This window comes from Paenibacillus xylanexedens, assembly GCF_017874615.1.
In the GTDB taxonomy this organism is placed as follows: Bacteria; Bacillota; Bacilli; order Paenibacillales; family Paenibacillaceae; genus Paenibacillus; species Paenibacillus xylanexedens.
This window is the reverse complement of sequence record NZ_JAGIKV010000027.1, coordinates 1-25,050: the sequence shown is the minus strand read 5'-3', so window position 1 is coordinate 25,050 and position 25,050 is coordinate 1. Positions and strand designations below refer to the sequence as shown.

The following is a 25,050-nucleotide window of genomic DNA, read 5'->3' as shown; positions in this document are numbered from 1 at the left end:
TTATTTTAACTGTTCAAATGACTTGTAATGATCTGTCGTCTGGTAGATTAGACCGTCATTCGAGTATAGAATTCGGTCGCTTCCGCGCCGTCCTCCTGAGTAATTTATATCGGCTTCGTACCAGATCCGGCCTTTTTTGTTGGGGAGTAATCCTTCCCGGTTCCTGAACACGTCGCCGCCGATGCTTTTGCCTGGAGCAACTTCTCGCAGGTTACCTTCGCTTGGTTCCCATCCCAGATCTCTGGCCTCTTTCTTGGTAATGTAATTTGGTGGGAGTTCATTGTGTTCCGAGATATAATTGGCAACCTCATCAAATCCCATATCCTCCGAAACTTGAGGTGATCCGAGATCACGCAAAGACTCTGACGTACAACCTGAGAACAATAATGCAGCGAGGATGATCACTAACGTGTAAGCAAATTTTCTGAAAAACATAATCTTTTCTCCTTTTGATGTTCTTGCTCTTGCTGTCTTCCGTTTTGGTGCTATTTCGATGACAATGCTTCTAATGTTAACGATTTGTGGTAATTAAAGCAATTCTGTAAGCCTATTATGGAGTTGAAATTCAATCAATAGAAGCTGTTACCCTGCTCCATTGAAGCATTATTTTTATTCTACAACAAAAAAAGCCGCTAAAATAGCGACTTTAATCGTACCACGATCATTACCATTCAACACATTCATTTAATAGTTTAATTTAATGTATCCATCCAGTTCTCTAGGGCTACAACAACCTCTTCCAACTGCTTATCTTCCGTAATGGCAGGTTGATTATCTCCTTTTTGCATGCCGTATGAGCCAAATTGACCGTGATTTCCACCCTCAATACTCACATATGTCGTGTCTTCCGGAAGATTTGCTTTGGAGTTCTCCCAGTCTTCCCAGTTAAGCACTCCGTCATCCGAACCTGTAATCTGTAAGATAGACAAGTCCGTGTTCTTCACGCTCCCTCCTTCATCTGCGTAAGAAGCCAAGAAAAAGATGCCTTCCAACTTCTCATTGTGTTCCCTAGCATACCGTGATGCAAATGCCCCTCCCAACGAATGGCCACCAATAACAAACGCTTCGTCAGGATGTTCCTCGATAAAGGAATCAGCCTTGTTTTGACCGAAAATCGCCAAGTTTATTGGCATGTTCGCGATATATACGCGGTGACCCTGTTCTGCCAATTCTCTGGCAAGTGGAGAATAACTTTCAGGTTCAACCAGACCGCCTGGATAAAAAATAATATTCGGTTTGGTTATCTCTGTACCCACGGGTTCAAATCGGTAACCGTCCTTAATCTTGGTGACATTAACCTGAGCATTACTTGTCATCGCCGTTTCGGCTCGCTCCGAGGGACTATACGTAACCGAATTGAGATATACGAATACTCCGGCCACGAGGATAACGATGGACAAGATGGTCCACATGATTATTTTTTTCCATTTGTTAGTACGTTGTGCTGTTTTCAACCTTAAAACCACCTTAGTATGAGGATAATGATATGTCTTTTTTAACCCTTCATAATTATACTTACCGGTAAGTATAAAAGATGATTTTGCTTACTATCGTTATTTGTCATAAAATATTCATGGAGGGAAGTCCAATGACAGAAAAATCACCCAAACGATTGCCTGGAAGACCCAAACATGGCAACGATGATATCTCAATTCAGCAAACCATTATTCAAACCGCTTCACAGTTATTCATGGAGTATGGCTACGAAACAGTCACGCTTCAGCAAATTGGCAAAACATGTAGCGTGTCAAAACCAACCATTTATTATCATTTCACCAGCAAACCAGAGCTTTTTAAAGTTGCCTTTACAACGATGTTACAGAATGTGAGCCGGTTAACCTCGCATATCCTGGATCAAGCCGAGAATCTGGAGTCGGGGCTTGTTCGTCTGGCAGAGGCCAGACTGGGTAATCCACATGCGGAGATTGAAACCATGCTCAGAGAAGCTGAGCCTTTTCTTGAACCGGCTCAAATTCAGGATATACGCAACGCGGAGCATCAGATTCATGAAGTGTTAGCCTCCCATTTCCAAAGGGCAATGGATGAAAACAGACTGCGAACGGACGATCCGTTTTTCCTGGCAGAGACCTTCTCGACATTGATGTTAATGGGTAATCGGGAAGATAACCTGCATAAATATGGTTCCAACTTTTCGCTAGGCCAGAAGCTAGTAGATATTTTCATTCGCGGAGCGCAGTAAAAATTCAGGGCAACAAGGAGAGCTGACATGAATATCCCTAGAGGAACCTATGGGTTTCGATTTGCGGAAGACAAGGAGCTCCAACTATGTGTACTGTATGCAGCAGGATGTGATTCAATAACCGATCCTTCTTATCATTGGGATGGACTCGAACGTTCGGACGGGCCTCTTCTGTTATTCCAATATACAATCTCGGGTGAAGGTGTATTTGAGTCGAATAATCGCATTCATCATGTTACCGCAGGACAAGCTTTTTTGGCCGAAATTCCAGGAGTTCACCGCTATTACTACCATTCAGCATCAAAAGAGCCTTGGGAGTTTCTGTTCCTGCTGTTCAGGCCCACTCTTATTCTGCCCCATTGGAGAAAATTTCTTCGTGAAGCGGGAGAAGTTCCCTATCTTCCCGCTGATTGTACCCCCATCCGACTGTTGCGGATGATCGTGACTGATGCGGCAGCAGGCAGAATCACTGATCCTCTGATCGCATCATCCAGCGTATATCAGTTCATGACAGAATTGACTCGATTACAGAAAACAACATTGCGCAACAGGGAGAATTGGTCTAAAAACATTCAAATAGCCGTTGAATACATAGAAAATAACTACTCCAAGATGATCAGTATCGATCACCTTGCGGAGTATGTTTCCCTTTCCAAATATCATTTTATACGTCGCTTTTCCTCCAGTACGGGCTTGACGCCAGGTGTTTATCTAACCCGTGTACGTACCGAGAAAGCAATGGAACTGCTGCGTGGAACTACTTTTAGCATTGAAGTCATCGCCGAGCAAGTCGGGTATTCCAGCGGAAGTTATTTTATCAAAGCCTTTCGCAGCATAACCGGCGTTACGCCAGGTGAGTTTCGTAGTGGCGGAGAAAGCCTTGTGTACCGTAAATTGTTCTTCGACTAACCGCAATATTTTGCTATTCGACACTCAACATTACTGTAGATATTAATGAAATCCTTTATTATGATGAATTGAGCGAGAGCAATAATTAATCCATAAAGGAGCATTCCCATGAATCATACGCTTGCAGCATCAACTCCACCGCTTGGCTGGAACAGCTGGGATTGTTACGGCGCGGCCGTCACGGAAGACGAAATTCGTGGCAACGCCGAGTACATGGCCGAACATCTTAAAGACTTCGGCTGGAGCTACATTACGGTCGACATTCAATGGTACGAGCCTTTGGCCAATTCTTCGCAATATCGTCCGTTCGTTCCACTCATCATGGATGAATATTCGCGGCTTATGCCTGCCGAGAATCGGTTTCCCTCCGCTGCAGGTGGACAGGGATTTAAGCCATTAGCCGACTACGTTCATAGTCTTGGGCTGCAATTCGGCATTCACATCATGCGCGGTATTCCACGTCAAGCTGCACATGCTGGGACTCCGATCCTGGGAACAACCGCCACTGCGCGCGATATTGCTCATCCGAACTCCATCTGTCCCTGGAATACGGATATGTATGGTGTTGATAGCTCAAAAGAAGGCGCACAAGCCTACTACGATTCGCTTTTTGAACTGTATGCACAATGGGGCGTTGACTTGGTGAAGGTTGACGATATTGCTGCTTCAAGGCTCTATGATACCCATCAGCCTGAGATCGAAATGATATCCAAAGCGATTGAGCGCTCCGGTCGGCCCATGGTACTAAGTCTCTCTCCTGGCCCTGCTCCGGTGGAATACTCAGAATTCTTGGCTGATCATGCCAACATGTGGCGTGTCACGGACGATTTCTGGGACCTTTGGCCGCTGTTATTGGATATGTTCGATCGCTGCCGGACGTGGCAGGGCGTTCCCCAAGCAGGCTGCTGGCCAGACTGTGATATGTTGCCTTTGGGTCATATCGGTATCCGTTCTGTAGACGGTGGTGGAGCGGATCGCTGGACTCGGTTCACACCTGACGAGCAGTTGACGATGATGTCACTGTGGAGTATCTTCCGTTCCCCGCTCATTTTTGGTGGTGAACTGCGAGATAACGATGACTGGACACTATCCCTGCTAACTAATCGTGAGGTTCTGCGAATGCATCGCGAGAGTTACGGAGCCAGAGAAGCCTTACGCAGAGAAGATCTTATTGTGTGGACTGCCCAGCATACGGATGGTTCCTCTTACATCGCTGTGTTCAACATCGGCGAGAATGCTCTACCTGTGGATCTGTCCATTGATGAGGTCGGACTGTCCGGCATTACCGAAGGTACCGAATTGTGGAGCCAAGAAGCAGCTCAATTAACAGAGAATTCCTTAGTTACTACTGTACCTGTGCACGGTGTTCGTCTCTATCGGTTTTCCTAAGCTTGCAAAAGAAAAAGAGAGGTCTGTCGTTCATTAGACAGACCTCTCTCTCATTTCATCAGTATGTATCCATGGCTTGAACGGCCAGATGAAATGCTTTAATCCTTCTTTCCAGAAGAGTCTTTTGTGGGCTACCTTCTTTGGAATTGGCATACATGCTCTCAAGAGATGGGAACAATCCAATCAAGACAAGGCGGGCTTCTGTTATATCTTCCTTGGTGTATTGATGAGGCTTCTGGTTCCAGTGTTTTTCCAGTACTGCTAGACCGATGTATAAAGCTTGGAGACGTTTCTGTAACAATGTCGTGTTATTCCTTTTCTGAGTCATATTCACTAAGGCATTTTCCGATTTGCGGATGGTTGATTGAAAAGCTTTGATGCATTCCAGTTGATCTTCTTGGGAAACGTTTTCCATAGAGTACTGACCTCTCTTTCTTGGCTTAGTTTGATCGGTCTTTCTATTAAATCACCTAATAAATATAACAAAAAAAGCCGCTTAGATAGCGACTTTTAATGTGTTAATTCTCGATTCAGTGCTAGAGTACCTTTTCCAAAAAGCTGATCGTCCGTTCATTCTTCGGATTTCCAAATATCTCATCTGGGGTGCCCTGCTCGACAATATAACCACCGTCCATGAAGATCACGCGATCAGCTACTTCACGGGCAAAACCCATCTCATGGGTAACAATCATCATCGTCATGCCTTCGCTCGCGAGGTCCTTCATAACACCAAGCACTTCTCCTACCATCTCAGGGTCGAGCGCCGAAGTTGGTTCATCAAATAACATAACGTCCGGATTCATAGCAAGCGCACGAGCGATAGCTACACGTTGTTTTTGTCCACCTGACAGTTGTGTTGGGAAGCTATCTGCTTTATCAGACAGACCCACGCGCTCAAGTAATTTGAGTGCTGTATCACGCGCCTGCTGGGCATTTAATATCCCGAGTTCTCTGGGCGCAAACATGATGTTTTTAAGTACACTAAAATGAGGGAACAAGTTAAAATGTTGAAATACCATGCCAATATTTTCGCGAGCTTTGTTCAGGTTCGTTTTAGGGTCATTCAGATCCTGATCATCCACAATAACCCGGCCTGCCGTAATCACATCTAATTGGTTGATGCAGCGCAAGAAGGTACTTTTTCCTGAACCGGAAGGCCCGATGACACAGACAACTTCTCCTTCGTTGACCGCCACATCTATTCCCTTCAGAACCTGATTTGTGCCGAAACTTTTCTTCAAACCTTCAACTTTTATTTTAGCCACGACGAACCTTCACCTCCAGATAATCAGCAATTTTGGTCAATGTGATGATCACAATCAGGTACATAACAGCAACCGTTAACCAAATGTCAAAAGAGGAGAACGTTCTTGCAATAACAATTTTACCCGATTGTGTCAACTCTACGAGACCAATAACGGACAAGATTGACGTATCCTTCAACGTGATAACCATCTGGTTAATGAAGGACGGAATCATAACCCGTACTGCCTGCGGAATAACGATCTTTATCATCGCTTTGCGATAAGGAAGGCCCAATGAACGGGCAGCTTCCATCTGACCACGATCAATCGATTGAATCCCGCCTCGGATAATCTCGGTTACGTACGCTCCTGCATTCAGACTAAGTGTCAGAATGGCTGCCAGGAACAATGGCATCGTGAAGCCCATCGCCTGTGGTATCCCGAAATAGATAAAGAATGCCAGGACAATCAGCGGAATGCCGCGGAAGATATCCACAAATACGGTGGCAACACCACGAAGGAATTTGTTCTGTCCCACCTTCATAAATCCGAAAATCAGACCGATGATAAACGCGAAGAAAAGGGACACAATCGTGTATAAAAGTGTGTTTCCCAGACCTTTAAACAGGGCAGGAAGAGATTTCTGAATTAGCTCCCAGCGACCTTGATTAGCAACAGTAGGAGCGTTCTCACCAAGATATGTCTCGGTAATGCGCTTATACTCACCGTTAGCTTTGATATTGGCAAGGCCAGCATTAAACATCTCCAGAAGCTCCTGGTTTTTCCCCTTGCTTACTGCAAAACCGTAAGGAGCGCCATCTTCTTTTTTGGTAACAATTTCCAAACCGTTGTTCTGATTAACCCCATAGGCCAGTACAGGATAATCTTCAAAACAGGCTACGGAATTACCGGTTTTTACATCTTCATACATTTGGTATGACTCATCAAACGGAACGATCGTAAATCCATACTCTGAAGCGATGGACTCTGCAAAACTAAACCCTTCTGTTCCGGTTTTCACCGCTACCTTCTGTCCACGAAGGTCTTCATAACTCTTAATTGTGTCATTGTTGGCACTAACACCCATAACGACACCTGATTCAAAATAAGTATCCGAAAAATCAAATTTTGCTTTTCGCTCATCCGTAATACTCATCCCTGCGATCACACCATCGACTTGATTCGCCTCAAGTGCCTGTACAGCTGCGTTAAATCCCAGGGATTTGATTTGATACTTGAAATTTTGATCTTTGGCGATGGCATCCAGCAAATCCATGTCGATACCAACAAAATCACCATTCTCATCTTCATATTCGAATGGAGCAAATGTGACATCAGTTCCGATAACATAGGTTTTACCGGAATCGGATGCTGCGGCGGCGTTCCCCACCCATCCTGATAGGCCGCTCACCAGGAGCAGCATCAGTGAAAGTATAAAAAATGAGATCTTCGTTGTTTTCATGTGTCCTCCCCGTCTCGGCGTTGTCCGAATAATCATTATTTTCTTTAGAATCGGTATTACGGTTATGCTTTTTGTCGATCTTCTGCCCATTTGATTGTTATTATTTACTGTATATTAACAATCAATGCTTTGCCTTTCCACTTGCAACATTTTCCTCCATCATTTTTTTCCAACCAGTAAAAGTCCTTTTAATACTTACCCTTTAAGTAAGCTTCGCGAAACCCAATATTACATTGTGAATCTGAAAAAAGGTACATTTACTTTAAAACGTATTATTTAAAATTTAAAACTCAAAAAAAGCCGCGATTTCCGCGACTTTTTGTTGTACAGTTTTTTATAATCTATTAATTTGCTCTGGTTGTCAATACAATCTCGAACTTCGAACCAGCTTCACCCGCGAATACAATAGTTCCGTTCTCAGGCAACACAATTTCGTTTTGTCCACTGACCACTGTATGATTAATGCCTATGCCAGCTTGGTTATATACAGCAAATGCGCTGTTTGCAGACATCTTGACAGTCATTTCTTTACCTGCTGCTGATGCTGGAATCGAATACCATGTGGCATGACCATTCGCCTGAATCGTTGTCTTTGATTGTTTTCCTGCATAGATCGGTTTGATGATGTCTTGAGCAGCATAAACGTTGCCTCCAGCTGTAACATATTCCACGCCATTTTCCTCATAGAAATTAAACTCCATCGTGTCACGGCCCGCCAATCCAGGAATTTGCAATTGGTTCACAGCTTGGTTAGCTCCAACGATTTTATTCGTGTAGACATAACCTGGTAGCTCATTAACAGTATGAATGGGAATCATCGGCATTGCTGCGTTGTACAGTGTTGATGTGTATTTTTCATTGACCAACACGTAGGCTTTGCCTTCCCGTTTCTGCCATGCGGCCTTTACTTCTTCCGACAATTCATTGGTTTCAAGCTTTTCTGCCTTATATTCAGAGGAAGCAACTTGCCCAAGCCCAGGAATAGACTGATACGAGCGAGACCACAAATATGTGTTCCCGTTGACTTCCTGAACGAACTTCAGCTTTTCCGTAGCCGCATCATTAACAAATGAGCCATCAGGGGTGTACGTATAGGTCTGATCAGGACTGTTAGGAGTCGACAGATTAGATAGCGTTAATTGCCCATCATCTTTTACGTCCATCTTCATTAACATGTTTGCCCCACCCGCGTACATGCCTGTGTGCTGTGTAAGTTCCTTCGGCATGGTTGTTTTCACCGGTGCATCATGTGACTTCTCCGGTTTACGCTCTGGAATGATATTCTTCTCCTCAAGCGCACTAAGCAACAGCTCAGTTGCCAGCAATTGATCCGTTGAGCTATGACCACCCGAAGAGGCTACGGCAGCAGCCATATTATACTCCGGAAGTACAATCAATGAGGAATGATAGGTTATTGTATTGCCACCTTTGCTTACTGCCTGGATGCCGTAATCATTAAAAGGAAACAGGTTCACGCTGTCCCAGCCTAGGCCGTAACCAATGGACGAATCGCCTTCTTCTGGCCACATGCCTCTCTTGTATTCTTCTTGCTCCATGGCCTCTACAGATTCCTCCGAAAGAACACCTTCAACCTCACCTGTAAAGATTTTCGAGAACTGAATCAGATCTTCAGCGGTGGAATAGATGCCTCCCGAGGCAATCATATTTGTAGTCTCTAATGGGAGTTGCACCTCATCCGAAGGGGCATATGTTGCTGCCATCTGGCTGAAGTCCACAATATCCTGCGGTGTTTTGGTATGCTCCATACCAAGGGGTTCAGTTATGTACCGGTGCATGAAAGTTGTGAAGTCCATGCCGCTGACCCGCTCAACCAGAATTTCAGCTAATGTAAAACCGTCATTACTATATACCGAGTATGCGCCAGGATCGGCCTTCAGATGTTGCGTCGCCAATTGTTCCAGTAACGTATCATGTGCATAGGTATCATTATCTCCAAACAGTATTGCACTGTTACTTGACGTTCCGAGAAGTCCGGATGAATGATTCAGTAACATGCGTGGTGTAATCTGTTGGTAACGCTTGTCTTTCATTTTAAAGTCCGGAATATACTTCACGACAGGCTCATCAAGATCTATCTTGCCCTGGTCCACTAGCTTCATTACGGCGGTTGTGAGCATCATTTTGCTGGTTGAACCAATGCCATACATGGTATCTGAAGAAAGCGGGATGTTGTTTTTCAGGTCGCTTTTGCCTGCCTGACCGGAGATCACAATCTCACCCTCATCCATCAGTGCGTACTGCACACTTGTCGTAGCGTATGATTCAGTGAGTACCTTGGCCTTTGCACTTACTGCCTTTTTAGTTAGATCATACGTAGTGCTACTACCGTTACTGGTAGCGGGTGTGGCCATGGCCGACATTGGGGACATCATTGCAAACACCAAAGTTATGGCGGCGATAGACGTTCGTTTCTTTCGTGTCAATCTCATCTTCTCCTGTCTAGTCTATGGATTAGGAATCTCTGTGTTCGTACTCCCGTAGTGTAACCGAAGAAGATGAACTATCTGTGGCCTGAATATGAATCGAGTATGAACCAAGCAGGACCGACCGAAATAAGTTGGACACACGGTAAAAATCGCTTTAGTCCAGCTTTATTTTGTTTGCAAATTAAACTTTTGCTATAATGGTATATCAATCAATGGAGTGCCAATAACATGGCTAAGTACATGAATAAATGCAGTCCATAATTCAGCATGAGTAATGGAGTTGAAGCAATGCTAAAAGTTAATCGGAATGACCAACGCCCGATCTGGCAGCAACTTTTGGATCAAGCGATTCATAATATCACAACCGGGAAATGGCAACCAGGCGAATTGCTGCTTCCATCACGTGAACTTGCTCAATTAATTGGTGTTTCACGCTCAACCATACAGATTGTGTACGAGGAATTATTCAGCCGAGGGTATACGGTAACCTCCCGACGAGCCGGGACAAGAGTTAGTGATTGGACATATGCACCTCGTTCATCAGAAGACGTCACGATGCAAGGGCCTATTCCGCCCGAACTGCCTACACTAAACGAATCGATTGGTCATCTGCATAGTTGGTTTGGCAATAGAGACAATCGCAAAATAGAAATTGATTTTAATCCCCACGAGCCTTATCTGGATGAAAGTTTCACAAAAGCCTGGAGGCAATCTTTTTTACAAGCTTCTACTGAACCCAATCTGGATCTTTGGGCTTATGGTGATGCCAGAGGGTTACTGGCGTTAAGAGAGCAGATTCAACGTTATTTGTCACTTGAACGAGGCATTCATATCGATGTTGATCAAATCTTGTTAACCTCAGGTGCACAACATAGCATTGATTTAATTGCCCAGGCTCTCTTAAGTGAGGGAGACAGAGTTTCGGTTGAAGATCCCGGCTTCCCTGCCGCTTGGATGGCGATGAAATACCGCCGGATGCAAGTCGATCCCGTTCCGGTTGATGAGTATGGATTATGTGTAGATCATATTCACCCACAGACGAAACTCGTATTTGTCACACCTTCTCATCAATGCGCCGTTGGTGTTATTATGTCGGAGCCACGCAGGCAACAATTGATGCACTTGGCAGCTCATCATCGATATTGGATTGTTGAGGATGACTACGATAGCGAATTTAGGTACCGTGGAGATCCACTTCCAACTATATTTAGTCAGCAACCTCAGAATACGCTTTATATGATGAGTTTTTCCAAAATGGTTGCACCTGGCATTCGACTATCCGCTATCATCGGCCCCAAAATAGCCATCGATCGCCTTACCCAAGTTCATGAATTAACCTATCGTCATCTGCCGATTATGGAACAATTAACGCTAACTCATTTTATTGAGCGTGGTCATTTTATGCGCCATATGAGAAGAGTTCGGAACATATATCGACGCAGACACGAAGTCATGACCAAAGCCATTGTTGCTTCTGGGCTAGGCTCACGATTTACATTAAGTGGTGTGGAAACGGGATTACATATGCTTCTAGAATCTGAAACGTCATTTGACGAAGAAGCGCTGACAAATGCTGCCCTTGATCAAGGTGTACGCGTGTATCCGCTTAGTAGATATTGCTTGGAGAGTCATCGAAAAGGATGGATATTAGGTTTTGCGAAAGTGGATGAGGAGCAGATTGAGGAAGGCATACATCGGCTTGCAAAGATTGTATTATGATGGAGAACATGCTCTCCAATCGGATTCGAAAGGATGTTTTTTGTAATGAAAATTTTAGTGTTAGGAGCCACCGGACGGGTTGGAAGTCATTTCGTCTCTAATGCCCTACGTTCCAATCATCATGTAACTGCACTGGTTAGAAGCCCGGAAAAGGTACAAATCAACGATGACAATTTCGTTCTACATCAAGGAAACGCTTTAGTCAAAGAGGATATTCATCACGCCATACAGGGTGTGGATCTCGTTGTTAGTTCCTTAAGTACCGATGGAACAACTACATTATCGCAATCCATGGGACATATTGCTGAGGCTATGGCTCAGGAGCGTATCAAAAGAATCATTACCATTGGTACAGCAGGAATATTGGAAAGTCGAACAGATCCTGGCTTGCTTCGTTTTCAATCCCCTGAGTCCAAACGTAAGTCCACGCGAGCAGCTGAAGAGCATCTGGAGATGTACAACATTCTGAAGGCTTCAGAGTTAGAATGGACCATCGTGTGTCCTACCTACTTATATGATGGAGAATCTCTTGGTAAGTACCGGGTTGAGCGCGACTATTTGCCTGACGGTGGAACTTCTATATCTGTAATCGATACTGCGGAGTTTGCTTATCAGCAATTAATGTCTGATGAGTATGTACAGTCTCGTGTAGGTATAGCCTACTAAGGCTGTCTTAAGTTTCAATATAAACAAGCACATTACGAGCCTGCGATTGTTATCCATTAGGAGCAATTGCAGGCTCTATTTGTGTCTGCTGTTGAGCTATTTAAGCCCTTCATATAGAGGAAATTGCGAAGTGATTTCACGGACACTACCTAATATTTGATTTTTCACATCCGAGTTCTTTGGATTTTTAAAAGCAAGCCCTATCAGCTGAGCAATTTCTTTCATTTCCCTGGCTCCAAGCCCTCTTGAAGTCATAGCCGGAGTTCCAAAACGAATACCGCTTGTAACCAAAGGACTTGCCGTATCGTGAGGAATTGCATTTTTATTCGCCGTAATCCCTACTTCATCCAGTAAAGCTTCAGCTTCTTTGCCTGTAAGGCCCATAGTTCGTAAGTCAACCAACACGATATGATTATCTGTTCCTCCCGATACAAGGGTAAGTCCTTCATTCATTAAAGTTTCTGCCAATACGTTGGCGTTATTCAGAACACCTTCAATATATGTTGTGAACTCGGTTTGCAATGCCTCGCCTAATGCCACCGCTTTCCCCGCGATAACGTGCATGAATGGCCCGCCCTGAGTCCCCGGGAATACAGCTTTGTCTATCGCCTTTGCCCAGGACTCCCGGCACAAAATGGCTCCCCCTCGTGGTCCTCGTAAGGTCTTGTGTGTGGTGGTTGAAACAAAATGGGCATGTGGTACCGGGTTAGGATGCAAACCTGCCGCAACGATTCCTGCTATATGCGCCATATCTACAAAGAAAAGAGCTCCCACTTCGGCGGCAATCTGGGCAAATAATTCAAACTCAATGGTCCGTGGGTATGCACTTCCACCTGCAACAATCATGCGTGGACGATACTTATAAGCAAGTTTACGTACTTCGTCAAAGTCAATGCGGCCCGTCTGTGCATCGACACCATATGGAACAAAATTGTAAAACCTACCTGAAAAATTAACAGTACTTCCGTGTGTTAGATGACCACCTTGGGATAGATTCATGCCAAGTATTGTGTCCCCAATCTCAACCGAGGCAAAATATACTGCCATGTTGGCCTGAGAACCGGAGTGAGGCTGCACATTCGCATGTTCAGCGCCAAAAAGTGCTTTAAGGCGGCTATTTGCCATCTCTTCGACTGTATCGACATGCTCACATCCGCCATAATATCTTCGGCCAGGATACCCCTCCGCATATTTATTGGTCAACACCGAACCTGTTGCTTCCATCACAGCTTGACTTACAAAATTCTCTGATGCAATCAGTTCTATCGTATCCCGCTGTCTTGCAAGCTCTTGCTGGATAGCATTTGCCACGACTTTATCTTGCTTCTCCAAATGTTTCATGAACATCTTCCTCTCAATATTACGGTTATTTATTCGTTCCAAGTTGTTTTTTGGGAAATTTACTATTCATCAGTAGATGTGCCATCATTCCTGCAAACAGTCCCCAAAATGCACCACCCACACCAAGCAAAGTCACATTCGCTGCTGTCGCCAAAAACGTAATCAATGCAGTTTCACGTCCCTTAGGGTCCGTTAATGCATTGGCAAGACTGCCACCGATCGTTCCAAGTAAGGCTAATCCCGCTAATGTTGCAATAAAGGTAGCAGGAAGAATCAAAAACAGAGCAGCCAATGTTACGCCAAAAATGCCGACAAAAATATAAAAAACACCACAAGCAATACCTGCAATATAACGTTTGGTTGAATCCTCATGTGCATCCTTTCCTGTACAAATCGCTGCTGTAATAGCTGCCACATTAAAAGCATGTGATCCGAATGGGGCTGCAAGAAGCGAACCCAAACCTGTTACAGCTAAAATAGGATTGGCACTTGTCTTGAATCCATCATTACGCAGAACAAGCATTCCGGGCATATACTGCCCTGTCAAGGTAATAATGAACAGCGGTAGCGCAACGCCAAGTAAGGCGTTTAACGAAAACGCTGGAACAACAAATACAGGCGATGCTACAGCCAATTGGATTGTACTGAAGTCTGTTTTCCCCATGCATATCAAATAAATCAAACCGATTGCCAATATGCCAACAATGGCGTAACGGGAAGTAAACCTTCTTAGCACGATATAGCCTGCAAACAGTACAATCACAAGCAAAGGATCTACCTTCGCCCCTCCAAAGGCCGAAATACCAAACTGTAGTAAAATACCGGCTAACAATCCGGAAGCGATGCCTGGGGGAATAAGTCGAACGAAACGTTCAAACATGCCTGACAAACCTAAAATAATAAATCCGACTGCTGAAATCATGTAAGCGCCAATAGCTTCTGGATAAGGGGTTACCGCTAATGCTGAAACGAGAAACGCCACACCCGGTGTAGACCAGGCTGTAATAATCGGTTCCTTATATCGATAACTGAGCCAAATTCCCGTTACGCCTACCCCAATCGAGATGGACCAAATCCAGGAAGCGGTCATTTCCGGGCTTAAACCAGCCACTTTTGCAGCTTGAAAAACAAGGATAAACGTACCCCCGTAATTAACAATTACGGATATTAAAGCGGCGATCACCGGAGATATCAAATCACGGCCGCGTAACGAAGGGGATGCTGTCTTCATATTTAACACTACCTCTCACTTAATCATCGATGCGTGTGTTTTCATTCCAGTAATACTCGTCCGGTAAATAGCGTTGACCAAATACACTTGTCCCTACACGTATCATTGTAGCTCCTTCTTCAATGGCGACTTGGAAGTCACCAGACATCCCCATCGATAAAATATCCATTTCTACGCGTAGAATATTTTTCTCTTTAATCTGTGTACGGATCTGGTTTAACAATCGAAAACAATGTCGTGTTTCTTCGTTCGTCGCATTCAGTTTTCCAATGGTCATTAAACCTTTCACGTTTAATGTCTCGAATTGAGACAACTGTTCTACAAGCTCAACGGCTGTTTCTGGAGAGGCACCAAATTTACTTTCTTCGTAGGACGTATTAATTTGCACAAGAATGTCTAAGGTCTTATTCTCTTTGAGAAGCTGGTTATGTAACGCTTGGCCCAGTTTCAGACGATCTACGGAATGGATGAGAGTAACATATTTAACAACGTCCTTTACTTTATTTGTTTGCAGATGTCCGATAAAATGCCATTCCACCTGCTTGCTTTGTTCCATGAGTGGGAATTTGTCTCGGAGTTCTTGAGCTTTGTTTTCTCCAAACAGGACCTCACCTGCTTGAATAGCTATTTGTAATTTCTCTAGCGGTACCGTTTTAGTCGCGAGCAACAACTTGATGTCCTCTATGTTGCGACCTGAAGCCTGGCAGGCCAATGCCATTTGCTGTCTTACAGCTTGAAGATTTTCTTCTACTAGATGTTTCATGTCAGCCACCTTCTTTCTATTCCGAACAGGAATGAATCAATGAGATTAGCTCCTCCTTATGTATTGTGAAGACTGTGTAGAACGTCATGCTAGTATAGCAACGCATGGATTGGATATACATATCCAAAAATGATCTTTTGGAACAGTCCAAAACGACAAAGTGGACATTAGTTCAATTGGGGTTCCTTTAATACGCTTTTAAAAGTCAATAATCTGATTGATGTGATGCCCGCACGCTTCTTCCAAAATGAAAAAAGCCGCTAATTTAGCGGCTTGGTTTAGTCCTATGTTCATGTCCAAAACGAAGATACATGTTTTATGATGATTTACTCATTCACATTTTCATTGGTTACCAGCTTCAATTCAGCGGGAATCGATGACTCCACCTGCTTGCCACTGAGCACATCCAGAGCTGCTTGCAGCGCCAGTTGGCCAATCAGTACAGGCTGCTGAGCGACTGTTGCCGTCAATTTCCCATCCTGAATGGATTTGATTGCATCATCATTGCCGTCAAATCCGATGACCGGAATGTCTTTACCTGAGCTTTGAATCGCTTCAATCGCACCCAGTGCCATCTCATCATTATGGGCAAATACTGCCTGCACGTCAGGATTACCCTGAAGCAGATTCTCCATGACATTCAATCCTTTGGACCGATCGAAATCAGCAGATTGTTTGGAAACCACATCAAGTTGCTTGTCGGCCACTTCATGGAAACCTTTACCCCGTTCTCTTGTTGCGGAAGCACCAGGTACACCCTCAAGTTCAATGACTTTTGCTCCCTCACCCAGTTGTTCCACAAAATATTCAGCTGCCATGCGTCCACCTTTAACGTTATCAGATGCCACTAGTGCCGCCACTTCGCCTTTATCTGCGGAGCGATCCAGCGTGATTACAGGAATGCCCACACTATTAGCGGATTGAACCGCTGTGGAGATCGCTGCAGAGTCCGCAGGGTTAATTAGCAGTGCACTAACGCCTTGCTGAATGAGATCATCCACATCATTGGTTTGTTTGGCCGAATCGTTCTGCGCATCCACCACGATGACTTGTATTCCCTGTTTTTTGGCTTCAGCCATTACCCCGTCCTTCAGTGATACAAAGAATGGATTGTTCAGTGTAGATATCGACAAACCTATTTTCTTCTGTCCGTTACTTTTGTTTGGGTTAGGTTTCGCCCATTCCGGTGGCTCCAGAGAGCACCCGGCCAGAACGATGATCATCAGCATACTTATGAGTGTTACAGTCCACTTTTTCATATTCGCTTCTCTCCTTATGCTGTTTTCTTGCGGTCCAGCAGGACGGCAATGGCAATGACGATACCTTTTACAACCATTTGATAAAATGAGTTTACTTCAAGCAAGTTCAATCCATTATTCAACACGCCGATAATCAGAACACCGATCAGTGTACCAACGATGCGTCCGCGTCCTCCAGCAAGGCTTGTACCACCCAATACAACTGCTGCGATTGCATCCAGCTCGTAGGATGTACCTGCCGTTGGTTGCGCTGAATTTAAACGAGATGTCAGAATTGCACCTGCCAGAGCAGCGAGCATACCTGTCAGGGAGTAGATCATAATTTTCACGCGATTCACTTTGATACCCGAGATAATGGAGGCTTTCTCATTACCGCCGATGGCGTACGTTTTGCGGCCAAAAGCCGTTTTATGCAAAACAATCCACAGAATCATGAAGGTAACCAGCATCGTGATTGCAGGTACCGGAATACCCAGCAGGTAACCGCGGCCAAACAGTTGGAACAACAGATTATCCCCGAGGCCTGTAATTGGGTTACCATTGGTGTACACCAATGTTAGTCCCCGGAATATGGTCATGGTAGCGAGTGTAGCGATAAACGGAGCCATTTTACCTTTGGTAATCATCAGTCCGTTCACCATACCCATGACACCACCGAGTGCTACACCGATAATGATGGACAAGATCGGATCGAGACCAGACAACATCATATTTGCTACAAAAGCACTGGATAAAGCCAGGATTGAGCCGACCGACAGATCAATTCCACCCGTCAGAATAACAAACGTCATACCAAAGGCAATCAGCGCATTAATCGAGACTTGACGCAATAAATTCAAGATATTAAGCGGTTCCAAGAAACTTGGATTCAACACCGATACGATGAGAATAAGAATGATTAAGCCAAGCAGCGGTCCCAATTTTTGTATCACGTTTGAGAAACGGAAGCCGCTTTTAGCCGTTTTGTTTTCCTGCATTGTTGTCATATCACTGTCCCCCTGTGGCCAATGTCATAATGTGTTCTTGTGTTGCTACTTCCCTTGCAACCTCGCCACTGATGTGTCCCTCATGCACAACCGCGATCCGGTCACTCATGCCAAGCACTTCAGGTAGCTCCGACGATACCATGATGATTGCAACGCCGCGGTCAGTAAGTTCATTCATCAATTCATAGATTTCGCGCTTCGCCCCAACATCCACTCCTCGGGTAGGTTCATCGAGGATAAGCACGCTTGGTCCGATACCTACCCATTTCGCGATAACCACCTTCTGCTGGTTACCCCCGGATAGATTCCTTGCCGCCGTCTCGGAGGATTGCGTTTTGATCTGTAGACGTTTGATCAGTGTATCTACGAAGTCTTGTTCTTTCGAAGTTGAGATAAAACCTTTGCTTGAGAAACTGAACAGATTTGGCAACGCCATATTCTCGCGAATAGAGAAGTCTAATACCAGCCCTTCATCCTTGCGGTCTTCTGTAATAAACCCGATTCCATGTTTCACTGCATCTGCCGGTTTACGAATGTTCGCTTTTTTGCCGCGGATAAAGATTTCACCGCTATCCAACGTATCCAAACCAAAGATGGTTCTCATGATCTCTGTTCGTCCAGAACCCATGAGTCCTGAGAAACCGAGTATTTCCCCCGCTCTCACGGTGAAGTTAATATTCTCGAATAGACCTTTGCTGCTTGCATTCCTTACTTCGAGGACAACTTCACCATACGAAGGATTCCGGACAGGATAACGCTCGGTAAGTTCACGACCTACCATTTTCCGCACCACTTCATCAAAGCTTGTCTGCGGAATAGCCTGTGTGTCTACCGTTCTTCCGTCACGCATGATGGTAATCCGGTCACAGATCGTGAATATCTCCTCCATTCGGTGAGAAATATAGACGATGGATACGCCTTCCTTCTTCAGCGAGCTGATTACACCAAACAGCTTCTGGATCTCACGCTCCGTAAGTGCTGCTGTTGGCTCGTCCATAATGATGACCTTGGCATCTGTCATTAGCGCTTTGGCAATCTCGATCATCTGTTGCTGCCCGACAGAGCACTCTCCCGCAGGACGTTCCAGTGGTATGTCTACGGAAAGCTTGGCGAACTGTTCTTTGGCAAGCGCTCTCATTTGTCTTGTATTGAGCAATCCGAATGATGATGTCAGTTCCTTACCAATAAAGAGATTATCCAGCACCGTCATTTCAGGCCATACGTTCAGCTCCTGATGTATGAATGTGATCCCCAGTTTCTCGGCTTCCTTCGGACTTGCAAAATAGTTTTCTTCTCCGTCTATGGTGATGGTTCCCTGATCACGCTGATGAAGACCAATCAGGATGTTCATCAGCGTGGATTTGCCGGCTCCATTCTCCCCCATCAGGGCATGAACTTCACCATCCTTTAGTTCAAAATCCACTCCGCTCAGCACCTGATTCGTTCCAAACGCTTTATAAATGTCTTGCATCTGAATGTGCATTACGCAACCTCCTTTTAACCGAAATGGACTCCCGATTGTAAAATGCAATTGGCATAAGGTGTGGCTTCACCTGTGCGGATAACAGCTTTCACCTGCCGTGTTAATGCTTTGAATTGTTCGTGGCTGACGGAAGCATCGATTGCTTCTACCCCGAATTTCTCTGTGATGAATTGCATGGCTACGGGATTGCCTTCGCAAATCTCTTCAGCCACAATGACTTTCTCAATGACCATATCTTCAGCGATCGCTTCCACCACTTCGCGAAAACTTGGTGTTCCCAGTTTGAGAGCCAGATCAATTTTGAGTACCCCGTCCGGTACCGGCAGACCTGCATCCGCAATCGCAATCATGTCCGTATGGCCCAGATCCGACAAAATCTTGGAAATGTGACTATTCAACATGCCATTTCTTTTCATTACAAGCTCTCCTCTACTTCATCACGCGTCGGCATGCCGCCCTGCGCTCCGAACTTGGTGACGGACAACGATGCAGCCCGATTGGCGAAGCGTATACTCTCTTGCAACGCTTTTCCTTCAGCCAAAGCAACTGCAAATGCGGCGTTGAACGTATCCCCTGCCCCCGTAGTATCGACAGCCTCAACTTTATAAGTTGGGACTAGAATTTCCTCAGTGCCATCAAAGTAACGTACACCTTTACTGCCCTCCGTGATGAACAACTTGTTAGGATACTGACGTAATGCCTGTGCCGGACTCATGCCCTGAAACAAAATCTCGGCTTCATGCTCGTTCGGCGTGATATATGCGGCATTGTCGATCACTTCTTGCGGCAATGTTCTTGCCGGAGCGGGATTAAGCAGCAGCGGTGTTCCGAATTTTGCACACAATGCACTCACATGCACAACCGTTTCCTCCGGAATTTCCTGCTGAATTAATACGATATCTGCATCGCGGATCACTTCAGCTGCTTCATCGACATATGCAGGAGTGACTTCCCGATTCGCCGCTTCAACCACTACGATACTATTATCACCTTCTGCCAGAATGATATGAGCCGTTCCACTTTCTAAATGTGTAACCGGTTTCACATTTTGCGTATTTACAGCATTTGCTCTAAAGTTCTCTACAATATCTTTGCCAAAAGCATCGTCGCCTACCCGGCCGATCATCGCAACCTCGGCACCCAGTCGTGCAGCGGCAACAGCCTGATTGGCTCCTTTGCCACCAGGAACTGTTTTGAAGCTATCGCCAAGAACGGTTTCCCCCGCTCCCGGCCGTCTTGACGAAGTAACAACCAGATCCATTGAACTGCTTCCAATTACACATATTTTAGCCATCTGATCTCACCTTTCTCGTAGTGCCCCGTTCGATGAAACTCACGGGCAACTGTATGTTTTTATTCTCTATTGCAGCTTGTTCCACAAGCTGGATAAGTAATCCCGCCGCTTCTCTGCCCATCTCGTATGCTGGCTGACGGATGGTGGACAATGCCGGCGATAACAGGCTGCTCATCGGAATATCATCGAAACCAATCACTTGTACGTCATCAGGAACCTTTCTTCCGATCCGTGATGCCTCATGCAGTACTGCCATGGCTGCGATATCATTGCTCGCAATGACCCCGTCTGTATCCGCATACTTCCTGAATAATTCTTCAGCCCATACACTTGCCTCATTAATTGAAAATGAGGTCGTCTGGATTACCCGGTAGTCTAACCCAGCATCACGGATGATTTCAATCGCCCCTTCAAAACGATCCTGAGCGGGTCTGATCTGTGACGGTCCCTGCATAACTGTGATCCGGCGACTGCCGCGTTTGATAATCTCCCTTGCAGCTAGTCTTCCACCTTCCCTACCATCCGCATACACGGATGGACGATCCAGTGAAGTTCTGTCCAGAAACACGACGGGAATCTTCAGGTTTTCATATATTGAAGAATGAGGATAGTTCGTTGAAGAGATCACACCGACCACATTGTTCTGGATAAACGTCTGGATGTAATCCTGCTCCTTCCGTTCATCCTCATCACTATTTCCAAATATCAGTCTATAATCCTGCTCCTGCATCCGGTCCTCTACGCCGCGGGCCAACTGCGGGAAGTACGGGTTCGTAATATCCGGTAATAATAGGCCAATCAGTTTGGATTTACGCTTATATAATGAGCGGGCCACTTCATTCGGCGAAAAGTTAAGCGCCTTCACAGCATCTTCCACTTTTTTGCGTGTGTCCGCATGAACATAACCTCTATCATTAATGACCCTGGATACGGTGGCTACAGATACGCCAGCCAGTTGAGCTACGTCTTTAATTGTTGTCATAAGTTGCTCTCCTCTATGTGTAACCGGTTACAGAAATTAAATTATCATATTATTTTCAATTTGACAAGCGTTTTCATTCTGGAAATTTCTCCAAGCATACATAAATGTGCAGTGATGGCACCCAGATCAACATAAAATCAGCAATCTCGCTGAACTTAATTAGCCTTTAATTTAACAAATTAGACAGTAACATTTTCGAATAAATCAATTCATAGCGTTTATTTTATAACTCCCCGTAAACTTCATCTGTAACTGGTTCCAACCATTCCGGTGTACCCGCAGTGATCGCAAGGTGTTCAAACCAACTATCTTTTGCGGCCCCATGCCAGTGTTTTACACCATCATGAGTCACAATAACATCGCCGGCTTTGAGGAATTGAGCAGGTTTTCCTTCTTCCTGATACCAACCTTCCCCACCAGTCACTAACAACAACTGAAATCCACCGCGATGGATATGCCAGTTATTTCTGCATCCCGGTTCAAACGTTACATTCCCAACACCAACATTCACTTTGGGATCAGCAACCAAGGATTGGAGATAACTTTGCCCTATGAAATATTGCGCAAATGCTTCATTTTTTTCTCCTACCGGGAATATCACTCCATCTTTAACTTCTTCATGTTTAGCCATTTTATTTCCTCCAATGTGATCTTATTGATTAATCGTCCTGCTCCTATGCTGACCTAAATATGATTACACACATACGTGCGATATCGCACATTTGTGTATAATATAAAATAATTGCACTGCCTCTGCAAGGATCAAATGAACCCGATCTGTGCCTTATGGCGCAAAGGAACAACATTTGTGCAATTACTCTCTGGAAAGAATGGTGATTGCTATCGTTTCTATCACAGATCGAAGAATACTTAAGTCTCAGGAAGCGATCAAATCCGCTTTTATCAAACTCATGAACGAGAAACCTTTTGATACCATTACGATGCAAGATATCTCTGATCATGCAAATGTCGGCCGCAGAACGATATACCATCACTATTCGGACAAATTTGACTTGCTGGATAAATTAATTGAAGAACATATCGATGAACTACGAAGATTGTGCAAGGAAGCATCCGATCTGGATTTTATAGAAAGCAATGTACTTTGGTTCGAATATTTTGAAGTTCACTATTCATTTTTCTCGGCTATGTTACTGAGTAAAGGAGCCCCTTTTTTCCGCAATCGCTTCCTTGCTCTCGTCATTGAAGAACTGGAGGATGAAGTGAATGTAACGGAGGGGAAAAATAAAGGACTAACAAAAGAAGTGATTCTCACGTTCTTTGGTACAGCAATCGTTGGTATCGTGGAATCCTATTTCACGAATGGATTACCCCGGCAACCTCACATTGTCGCAGAACAAGTTGGGATTTTATTAGAAAGGAATCTATAACAAAAGCCCCTCATGAACCGTTCCTTCTTTATAATCTTACCAGCCGAGGAGCGGTTTATTAATTATCATTACAAAGATTAGCGATATGTGATATGGTCAGTGAGGATATTAATAGATTCATACATACATATGTACATGAAATATGAGGAGAAGATCGAAAGTGATAGAGAGAAATACCCTTGAGAAACCGAGTAAATTTAGTGATCCCATTTTTGTCATGCTCGTGGCAAGCCTTTGTTGCTTGTTATGGGGAAGTGCGTACCCATCCATCAAACTTGGATATATTGCATTTAACATAATGCCGGAAGATATTGCTTCCAAGTATGTATTTGCAGGATACCGGTTTACACTGGCGGGTATGCTGCTCTTGCTCCTGTCTCGTATCGTTAGAAAACAGAAGCTCCAATTAACCAAGCCTCAGTGGACAGGCCTCATCATGTTAGGTATATTGCAAACCGGTTTGCAATATATGTTTTTCTACGTTGGCGTAGCCAATACGACAGGTGTCAAAGGCTCCATTATGAATGCAACGACGACCTTTTTCAGTGTTGTTCTGGCCCATTTCATCTATAAAAACGACAAATTAAGCAGAAATAAAATCGTTGGTTGCTTGCTCGGGTTCGTTGGTGTAATCATCGTAAACTTCCATGCGGATCTGCTTGCTTTTTCCTTTTCATTCACAGGGGAAGGATTCGTTATTATAGCGGCACTTGTTTTTTCCGTTACAGCCCTTTACGCAAAACGTCTCACGGCTACGATCGATGTTCTGATCATAACAGGTGTCAGCTTATTCGTCGGGGGACTGGTGCTTACGCTGTTAGGTCTATCACTCGGCGGTCGTGTGACCCATTTCACCTTGGAATCCACCAGTAACTTAATCTACTTGGCTTTGCTGTCATCCGTCGCATTTTGTCTATGGAATATGCTTCTCAAGTATAACAAGGTCGGAAGAGTGTCTGTCTATAACTTCCTAATCCCTGTATTTGGAGCTTTATTATCAGCGTTATTTCTGGGGGAAACGATCTTGGAACTGAAAAATCTGGTCGCATTACTGTTCGTGTCAGTCGGCATTTATTTAGTCAATCGTGTACGTTCTGTGCAAAGCTCTAATAACACTCCAATAAAATAGACTACCCGTCCACTTCCATGGATAACAAAAAAAGCCGCTAATTGGTATTATCCCCTTTAAGTAGACACTTAAAAAAACCTTCATGTTATCATGGGGTTCAAGTGAAACTTGGAGGGGATATTTTTATGGCGAAAAAAGGGCAAACATTTCAGACGTATACGGAAGAATTCAAATTGAATGCAGTTAGATCCTATGTCGAAGGTTCTTCAAGTTACAAAGTAGTCGCTGAACGCGAAGGAATTCGAAACTGTTCACAACTGAAGGTGTGGGTGAAAAAGTGGAAAAACGGGGAAGCGTTCGATGAACGAAAAAACAGTGTGCCCAATCCACTGAAGGGACGTCCCCGTACAGCCTTTGGCAGCGTGGAGGAAGAACGAGACTATCTTCAAGCACAGGTCGATTATTTAAAAAAGCGGTATCCAAATCTAGTAAAGGAGAAGCGCTGAGCCAACGGGAGAACTACGATATCATCGATGAATTGCGCTGCTCGCATGGCATTACACGCCTACTATCGATTACAGGAATACCCCGATCCAGTTACTATAAATGGCGAGCAACCCAGCCGCAGCGAGACGCAAGACAAGAACATGACCGTGAGATCAAAGAACACATGATGGCTATTCATTTTGAAAACCGAGAGTTTGGTTATCCTCGCATGACAACGGCGTTGTGGGAGGCGGGTCTGAACGTGAATCACAAGAAAGTATATCGAATCATGCGGGAACTATCGATCCAATCATTGATTCGCAAGAAGCGGAAGAAGTCCAGCTATACGCCATCTGTGATCTATCCAAATCGACTAAAGCGCCAATTTCATGCTACAGCACCCCAGCAAAAAATGGTGACGGATATTACCTATATTTCGGATGGGAGTGCATTCGTTTACCTTTCCGTGATTCAAGACTTGTTCAACAACGAGATCGTAGCTTGGCAGTTATCTAAACGGAACGACGTTCAACTCGTATTGGATACGGTGGAACAATGGACACAAAAAAGAGACGTTTCGGAAGCCGTGCTCCATTCGGATCAGGGCTTCCAATATACGTCTCAGGCGTACAATACACGATTAGAAGCATTCGGCATTAAGGGCAGCCACTCTCGCAAAGCAACCTGCCTGGATAACGCATGCATCGAATCCTTCTTTTCGCATCTCAA

The 25,050-nt window shown here is 44.7% G+C and carries 25 protein-coding genes; 9 read left to right on the top strand and 16 right to left on the bottom strand.

What is annotated here, in order from left to right:
• Positions 1-435, bottom strand: a complete 435-nt coding sequence (locus J2Z28_RS26300) for a ribonuclease domain-containing protein (protein ID WP_101313754.1) — start codon at positions 433-435, stop codon at positions 1-3.
• 257 nt (positions 436-692) lie between these two features.
• Positions 693-1,454: an alpha/beta hydrolase gene (locus J2Z28_RS26295; protein ID WP_244988548.1), complete on the bottom strand. Its 762-nt coding sequence runs from the start codon at positions 1,452-1,454 to the stop codon at positions 693-695.
• A gap of 134 nt (positions 1,455-1,588) precedes the next feature.
• Between J2Z28_RS26295 and J2Z28_RS26290 the strand changes: the two genes are divergently transcribed.
• The 3 genes from J2Z28_RS26290 to J2Z28_RS26280 all read left to right on the top strand — a co-directional run bounded on the left by J2Z28_RS26290 (position 1,589) and on the right by J2Z28_RS26280 (position 4,498).
• Positions 1,589-2,200 carry a TetR/AcrR family transcriptional regulator gene (locus J2Z28_RS26290; RefSeq protein ID WP_074095055.1) on the top strand — a complete coding sequence of 204 codons (612 nt, stop codon included), beginning with the start codon at positions 1,589-1,591 and terminating at the stop codon, positions 2,198-2,200.
• Positions 2,201-2,227: 27 nt separating this feature from the next.
• Positions 2,228-3,109: an AraC family transcriptional regulator gene (locus J2Z28_RS26285; RefSeq protein ID WP_211085059.1), complete on the top strand. Its 882-nt coding sequence runs from the start codon at positions 2,228-2,230 to the stop codon at positions 3,107-3,109.
• Positions 3,110-3,217: 108 nt separating this feature from the next.
• Positions 3,218-4,498, top strand: coding sequence for a glycoside hydrolase family 27 protein (locus tag J2Z28_RS26280; RefSeq protein ID WP_211085057.1), 1,281 nt, complete (start codon positions 3,218-3,220; stop codon positions 4,496-4,498).
• A gap of 58 nt (positions 4,499-4,556) precedes the next feature.
• On the opposite strand, the gene J2Z28_RS26275 is transcribed toward J2Z28_RS26280, so the two are convergent.
• The 4 genes from J2Z28_RS26275 to J2Z28_RS26260 form a co-directional block, all read right to left on the bottom strand.
• On the bottom strand, positions 4,557-4,913 hold the full coding sequence (locus J2Z28_RS26275) for a hypothetical protein (protein ID WP_211085056.1): 357 nt from the start codon (positions 4,911-4,913) through the stop codon (positions 4,557-4,559).
• Positions 4,914-5,034: 121 nt separating this feature from the next.
• On the bottom strand, positions 5,035-5,763 hold the full coding sequence (locus J2Z28_RS26270) for an amino acid ABC transporter ATP-binding protein (protein WP_211085054.1): 729 nt from the start codon (positions 5,761-5,763) through the stop codon (positions 5,035-5,037).
• The gene (locus J2Z28_RS26265; protein WP_211085052.1) at positions 5,756-7,204 is read right to left on the bottom strand and encodes an amino acid ABC transporter substrate-binding protein/permease; all 1,449 of its coding nucleotides are present in this window, start codon (positions 7,202-7,204) and stop codon (positions 5,756-5,758) included. Before J2Z28_RS26265 ends, J2Z28_RS26270 begins: the two co-directional genes overlap by 8 nt.
• Before the next feature lie 344 nt (positions 7,205-7,548).
• Positions 7,549-9,654, bottom strand: a complete 2,106-nt coding sequence (locus J2Z28_RS26260; RefSeq protein ID WP_211085050.1) for a serine hydrolase domain-containing protein — start codon at positions 9,652-9,654, stop codon at positions 7,549-7,551.
• A gap of 285 nt (positions 9,655-9,939) precedes the next feature.
• On the opposite strand from J2Z28_RS26260, the gene pdxR reads away from it, so the two are divergent.
• Together pdxR and J2Z28_RS26250 are read left to right on the top strand one after the other, a co-directional pair.
• Positions 9,940-11,370: a MocR-like pyridoxine biosynthesis transcription factor PdxR gene (gene pdxR / locus J2Z28_RS26255; protein WP_211085048.1), complete on the top strand. Its 1,431-nt coding sequence runs from the start codon at positions 9,940-9,942 to the stop codon at positions 11,368-11,370.
• A gap of 45 nt (positions 11,371-11,415) precedes the next feature.
• Positions 11,416-12,036 carry an NAD(P)-dependent oxidoreductase gene (locus tag J2Z28_RS26250; RefSeq protein WP_211085046.1) on the top strand — a complete coding sequence of 207 codons (621 nt, stop codon included), beginning with the start codon at positions 11,416-11,418 and terminating at the stop codon, positions 12,034-12,036.
• A 96-nt stretch (positions 12,037-12,132) separates the two neighbouring features.
• Here the strand turns inward: J2Z28_RS26250 and J2Z28_RS26245 are convergent, their stop codons facing one another.
• The 10 genes from J2Z28_RS26245 to J2Z28_RS26200 form a co-directional block, all read right to left on the bottom strand.
• Entirely contained in the window at positions 12,133-13,377 is a 1,245-nt protein-coding gene (locus J2Z28_RS26245; protein ID WP_211085044.1) for a serine hydroxymethyltransferase, read from the bottom strand.
• 25 nt (positions 13,378-13,402) lie between these two features.
• Entirely contained in the window at positions 13,403-14,608 is a 1,206-nt protein-coding gene (locus J2Z28_RS26240; RefSeq protein ID WP_101313745.1) for a benzoate/H(+) symporter BenE family transporter, read from the bottom strand.
• A gap of 19 nt (positions 14,609-14,627) precedes the next feature.
• Positions 14,628-15,371, bottom strand: a complete 744-nt coding sequence (locus J2Z28_RS26235; RefSeq protein WP_211085042.1) for a YggS family pyridoxal phosphate-dependent enzyme — start codon at positions 15,369-15,371, stop codon at positions 14,628-14,630.
• A gap of 326 nt (positions 15,372-15,697) precedes the next feature.
• Positions 15,698-16,630: a ribose ABC transporter substrate-binding protein RbsB gene (rbsB, locus tag J2Z28_RS26230; RefSeq protein ID WP_211085040.1), complete on the bottom strand. Its 933-nt coding sequence runs from the start codon at positions 16,628-16,630 to the stop codon at positions 15,698-15,700.
• A gap of 14 nt (positions 16,631-16,644) precedes the next feature.
• Positions 16,645-17,607, bottom strand: coding sequence for an ABC transporter permease subunit (locus J2Z28_RS26225; protein ID WP_415841516.1), 963 nt, complete (start codon positions 17,605-17,607; stop codon positions 16,645-16,647).
• A 10-nt stretch (positions 17,608-17,617) separates the two neighbouring features.
• A complete protein-coding gene (locus tag J2Z28_RS26220) occupies positions 17,618-19,099 on the bottom strand; it encodes a sugar ABC transporter ATP-binding protein (protein WP_211085037.1) in 1,482 nt (493 codons plus the stop codon).
• 14 nt (positions 19,100-19,113) lie between these two features.
• Entirely contained in the window at positions 19,114-19,515 is a 402-nt protein-coding gene (gene rbsD, locus J2Z28_RS26215) for a D-ribose pyranase (protein WP_017688515.1), read from the bottom strand.
• On the bottom strand, positions 19,515-20,393 hold the full coding sequence (rbsK, locus tag J2Z28_RS26210) for a ribokinase (protein ID WP_211085035.1): 879 nt from the start codon (positions 20,391-20,393) through the stop codon (positions 19,515-19,517). The genes rbsD and rbsK overlap by 1 nt, the downstream gene beginning before the upstream one ends.
• Positions 20,386-21,375 (bottom strand): LacI family DNA-binding transcriptional regulator, encoded by a 990-nt coding sequence (locus tag J2Z28_RS26205; protein ID WP_211085033.1) that lies wholly within the window; start codon positions 21,373-21,375, stop codon positions 20,386-20,388. The genes rbsK and J2Z28_RS26205 overlap by 8 nt, the downstream gene beginning before the upstream one ends.
• 223 nt (positions 21,376-21,598) lie before the next feature.
• The gene (locus J2Z28_RS26200) at positions 21,599-22,006 is read right to left on the bottom strand and encodes a cupin domain-containing protein (protein WP_211085031.1); all 408 of its coding nucleotides are present in this window, start codon (positions 22,004-22,006) and stop codon (positions 21,599-21,601) included.
• A 199-nt stretch (positions 22,007-22,205) separates the two neighbouring features.
• On the opposite strand from J2Z28_RS26200, the gene J2Z28_RS26195 reads away from it, so the two are divergent.
• The 4 genes from J2Z28_RS26195 to J2Z28_RS26185 form a co-directional block, all read left to right on the top strand.
• Positions 22,206-22,766 (top strand): TetR/AcrR family transcriptional regulator, encoded by a 561-nt coding sequence (locus J2Z28_RS26195; protein ID WP_211085115.1) that lies wholly within the window; start codon positions 22,206-22,208, stop codon positions 22,764-22,766.
• 160 nt (positions 22,767-22,926) lie between these two features.
• Positions 22,927-23,895, top strand: coding sequence for a DMT family transporter (locus J2Z28_RS26190; RefSeq protein WP_211085029.1), 969 nt, complete (start codon positions 22,927-22,929; stop codon positions 23,893-23,895).
• Between the two features lie 125 nt (positions 23,896-24,020).
• Complete coding sequence (locus J2Z28_RS31870; protein WP_413405187.1) at positions 24,021-24,341, top strand: transposase; 321 nt, start codon at positions 24,021-24,023, stop codon at positions 24,339-24,341.
• Positions 24,338-25,050: IS3 family transposase (locus J2Z28_RS26185; protein ID WP_425325416.1), on the top strand; the 713-nt coding region annotated here is incomplete at its 3' end. The genes J2Z28_RS31870 and J2Z28_RS26185, both read left to right, overlap by 4 nt.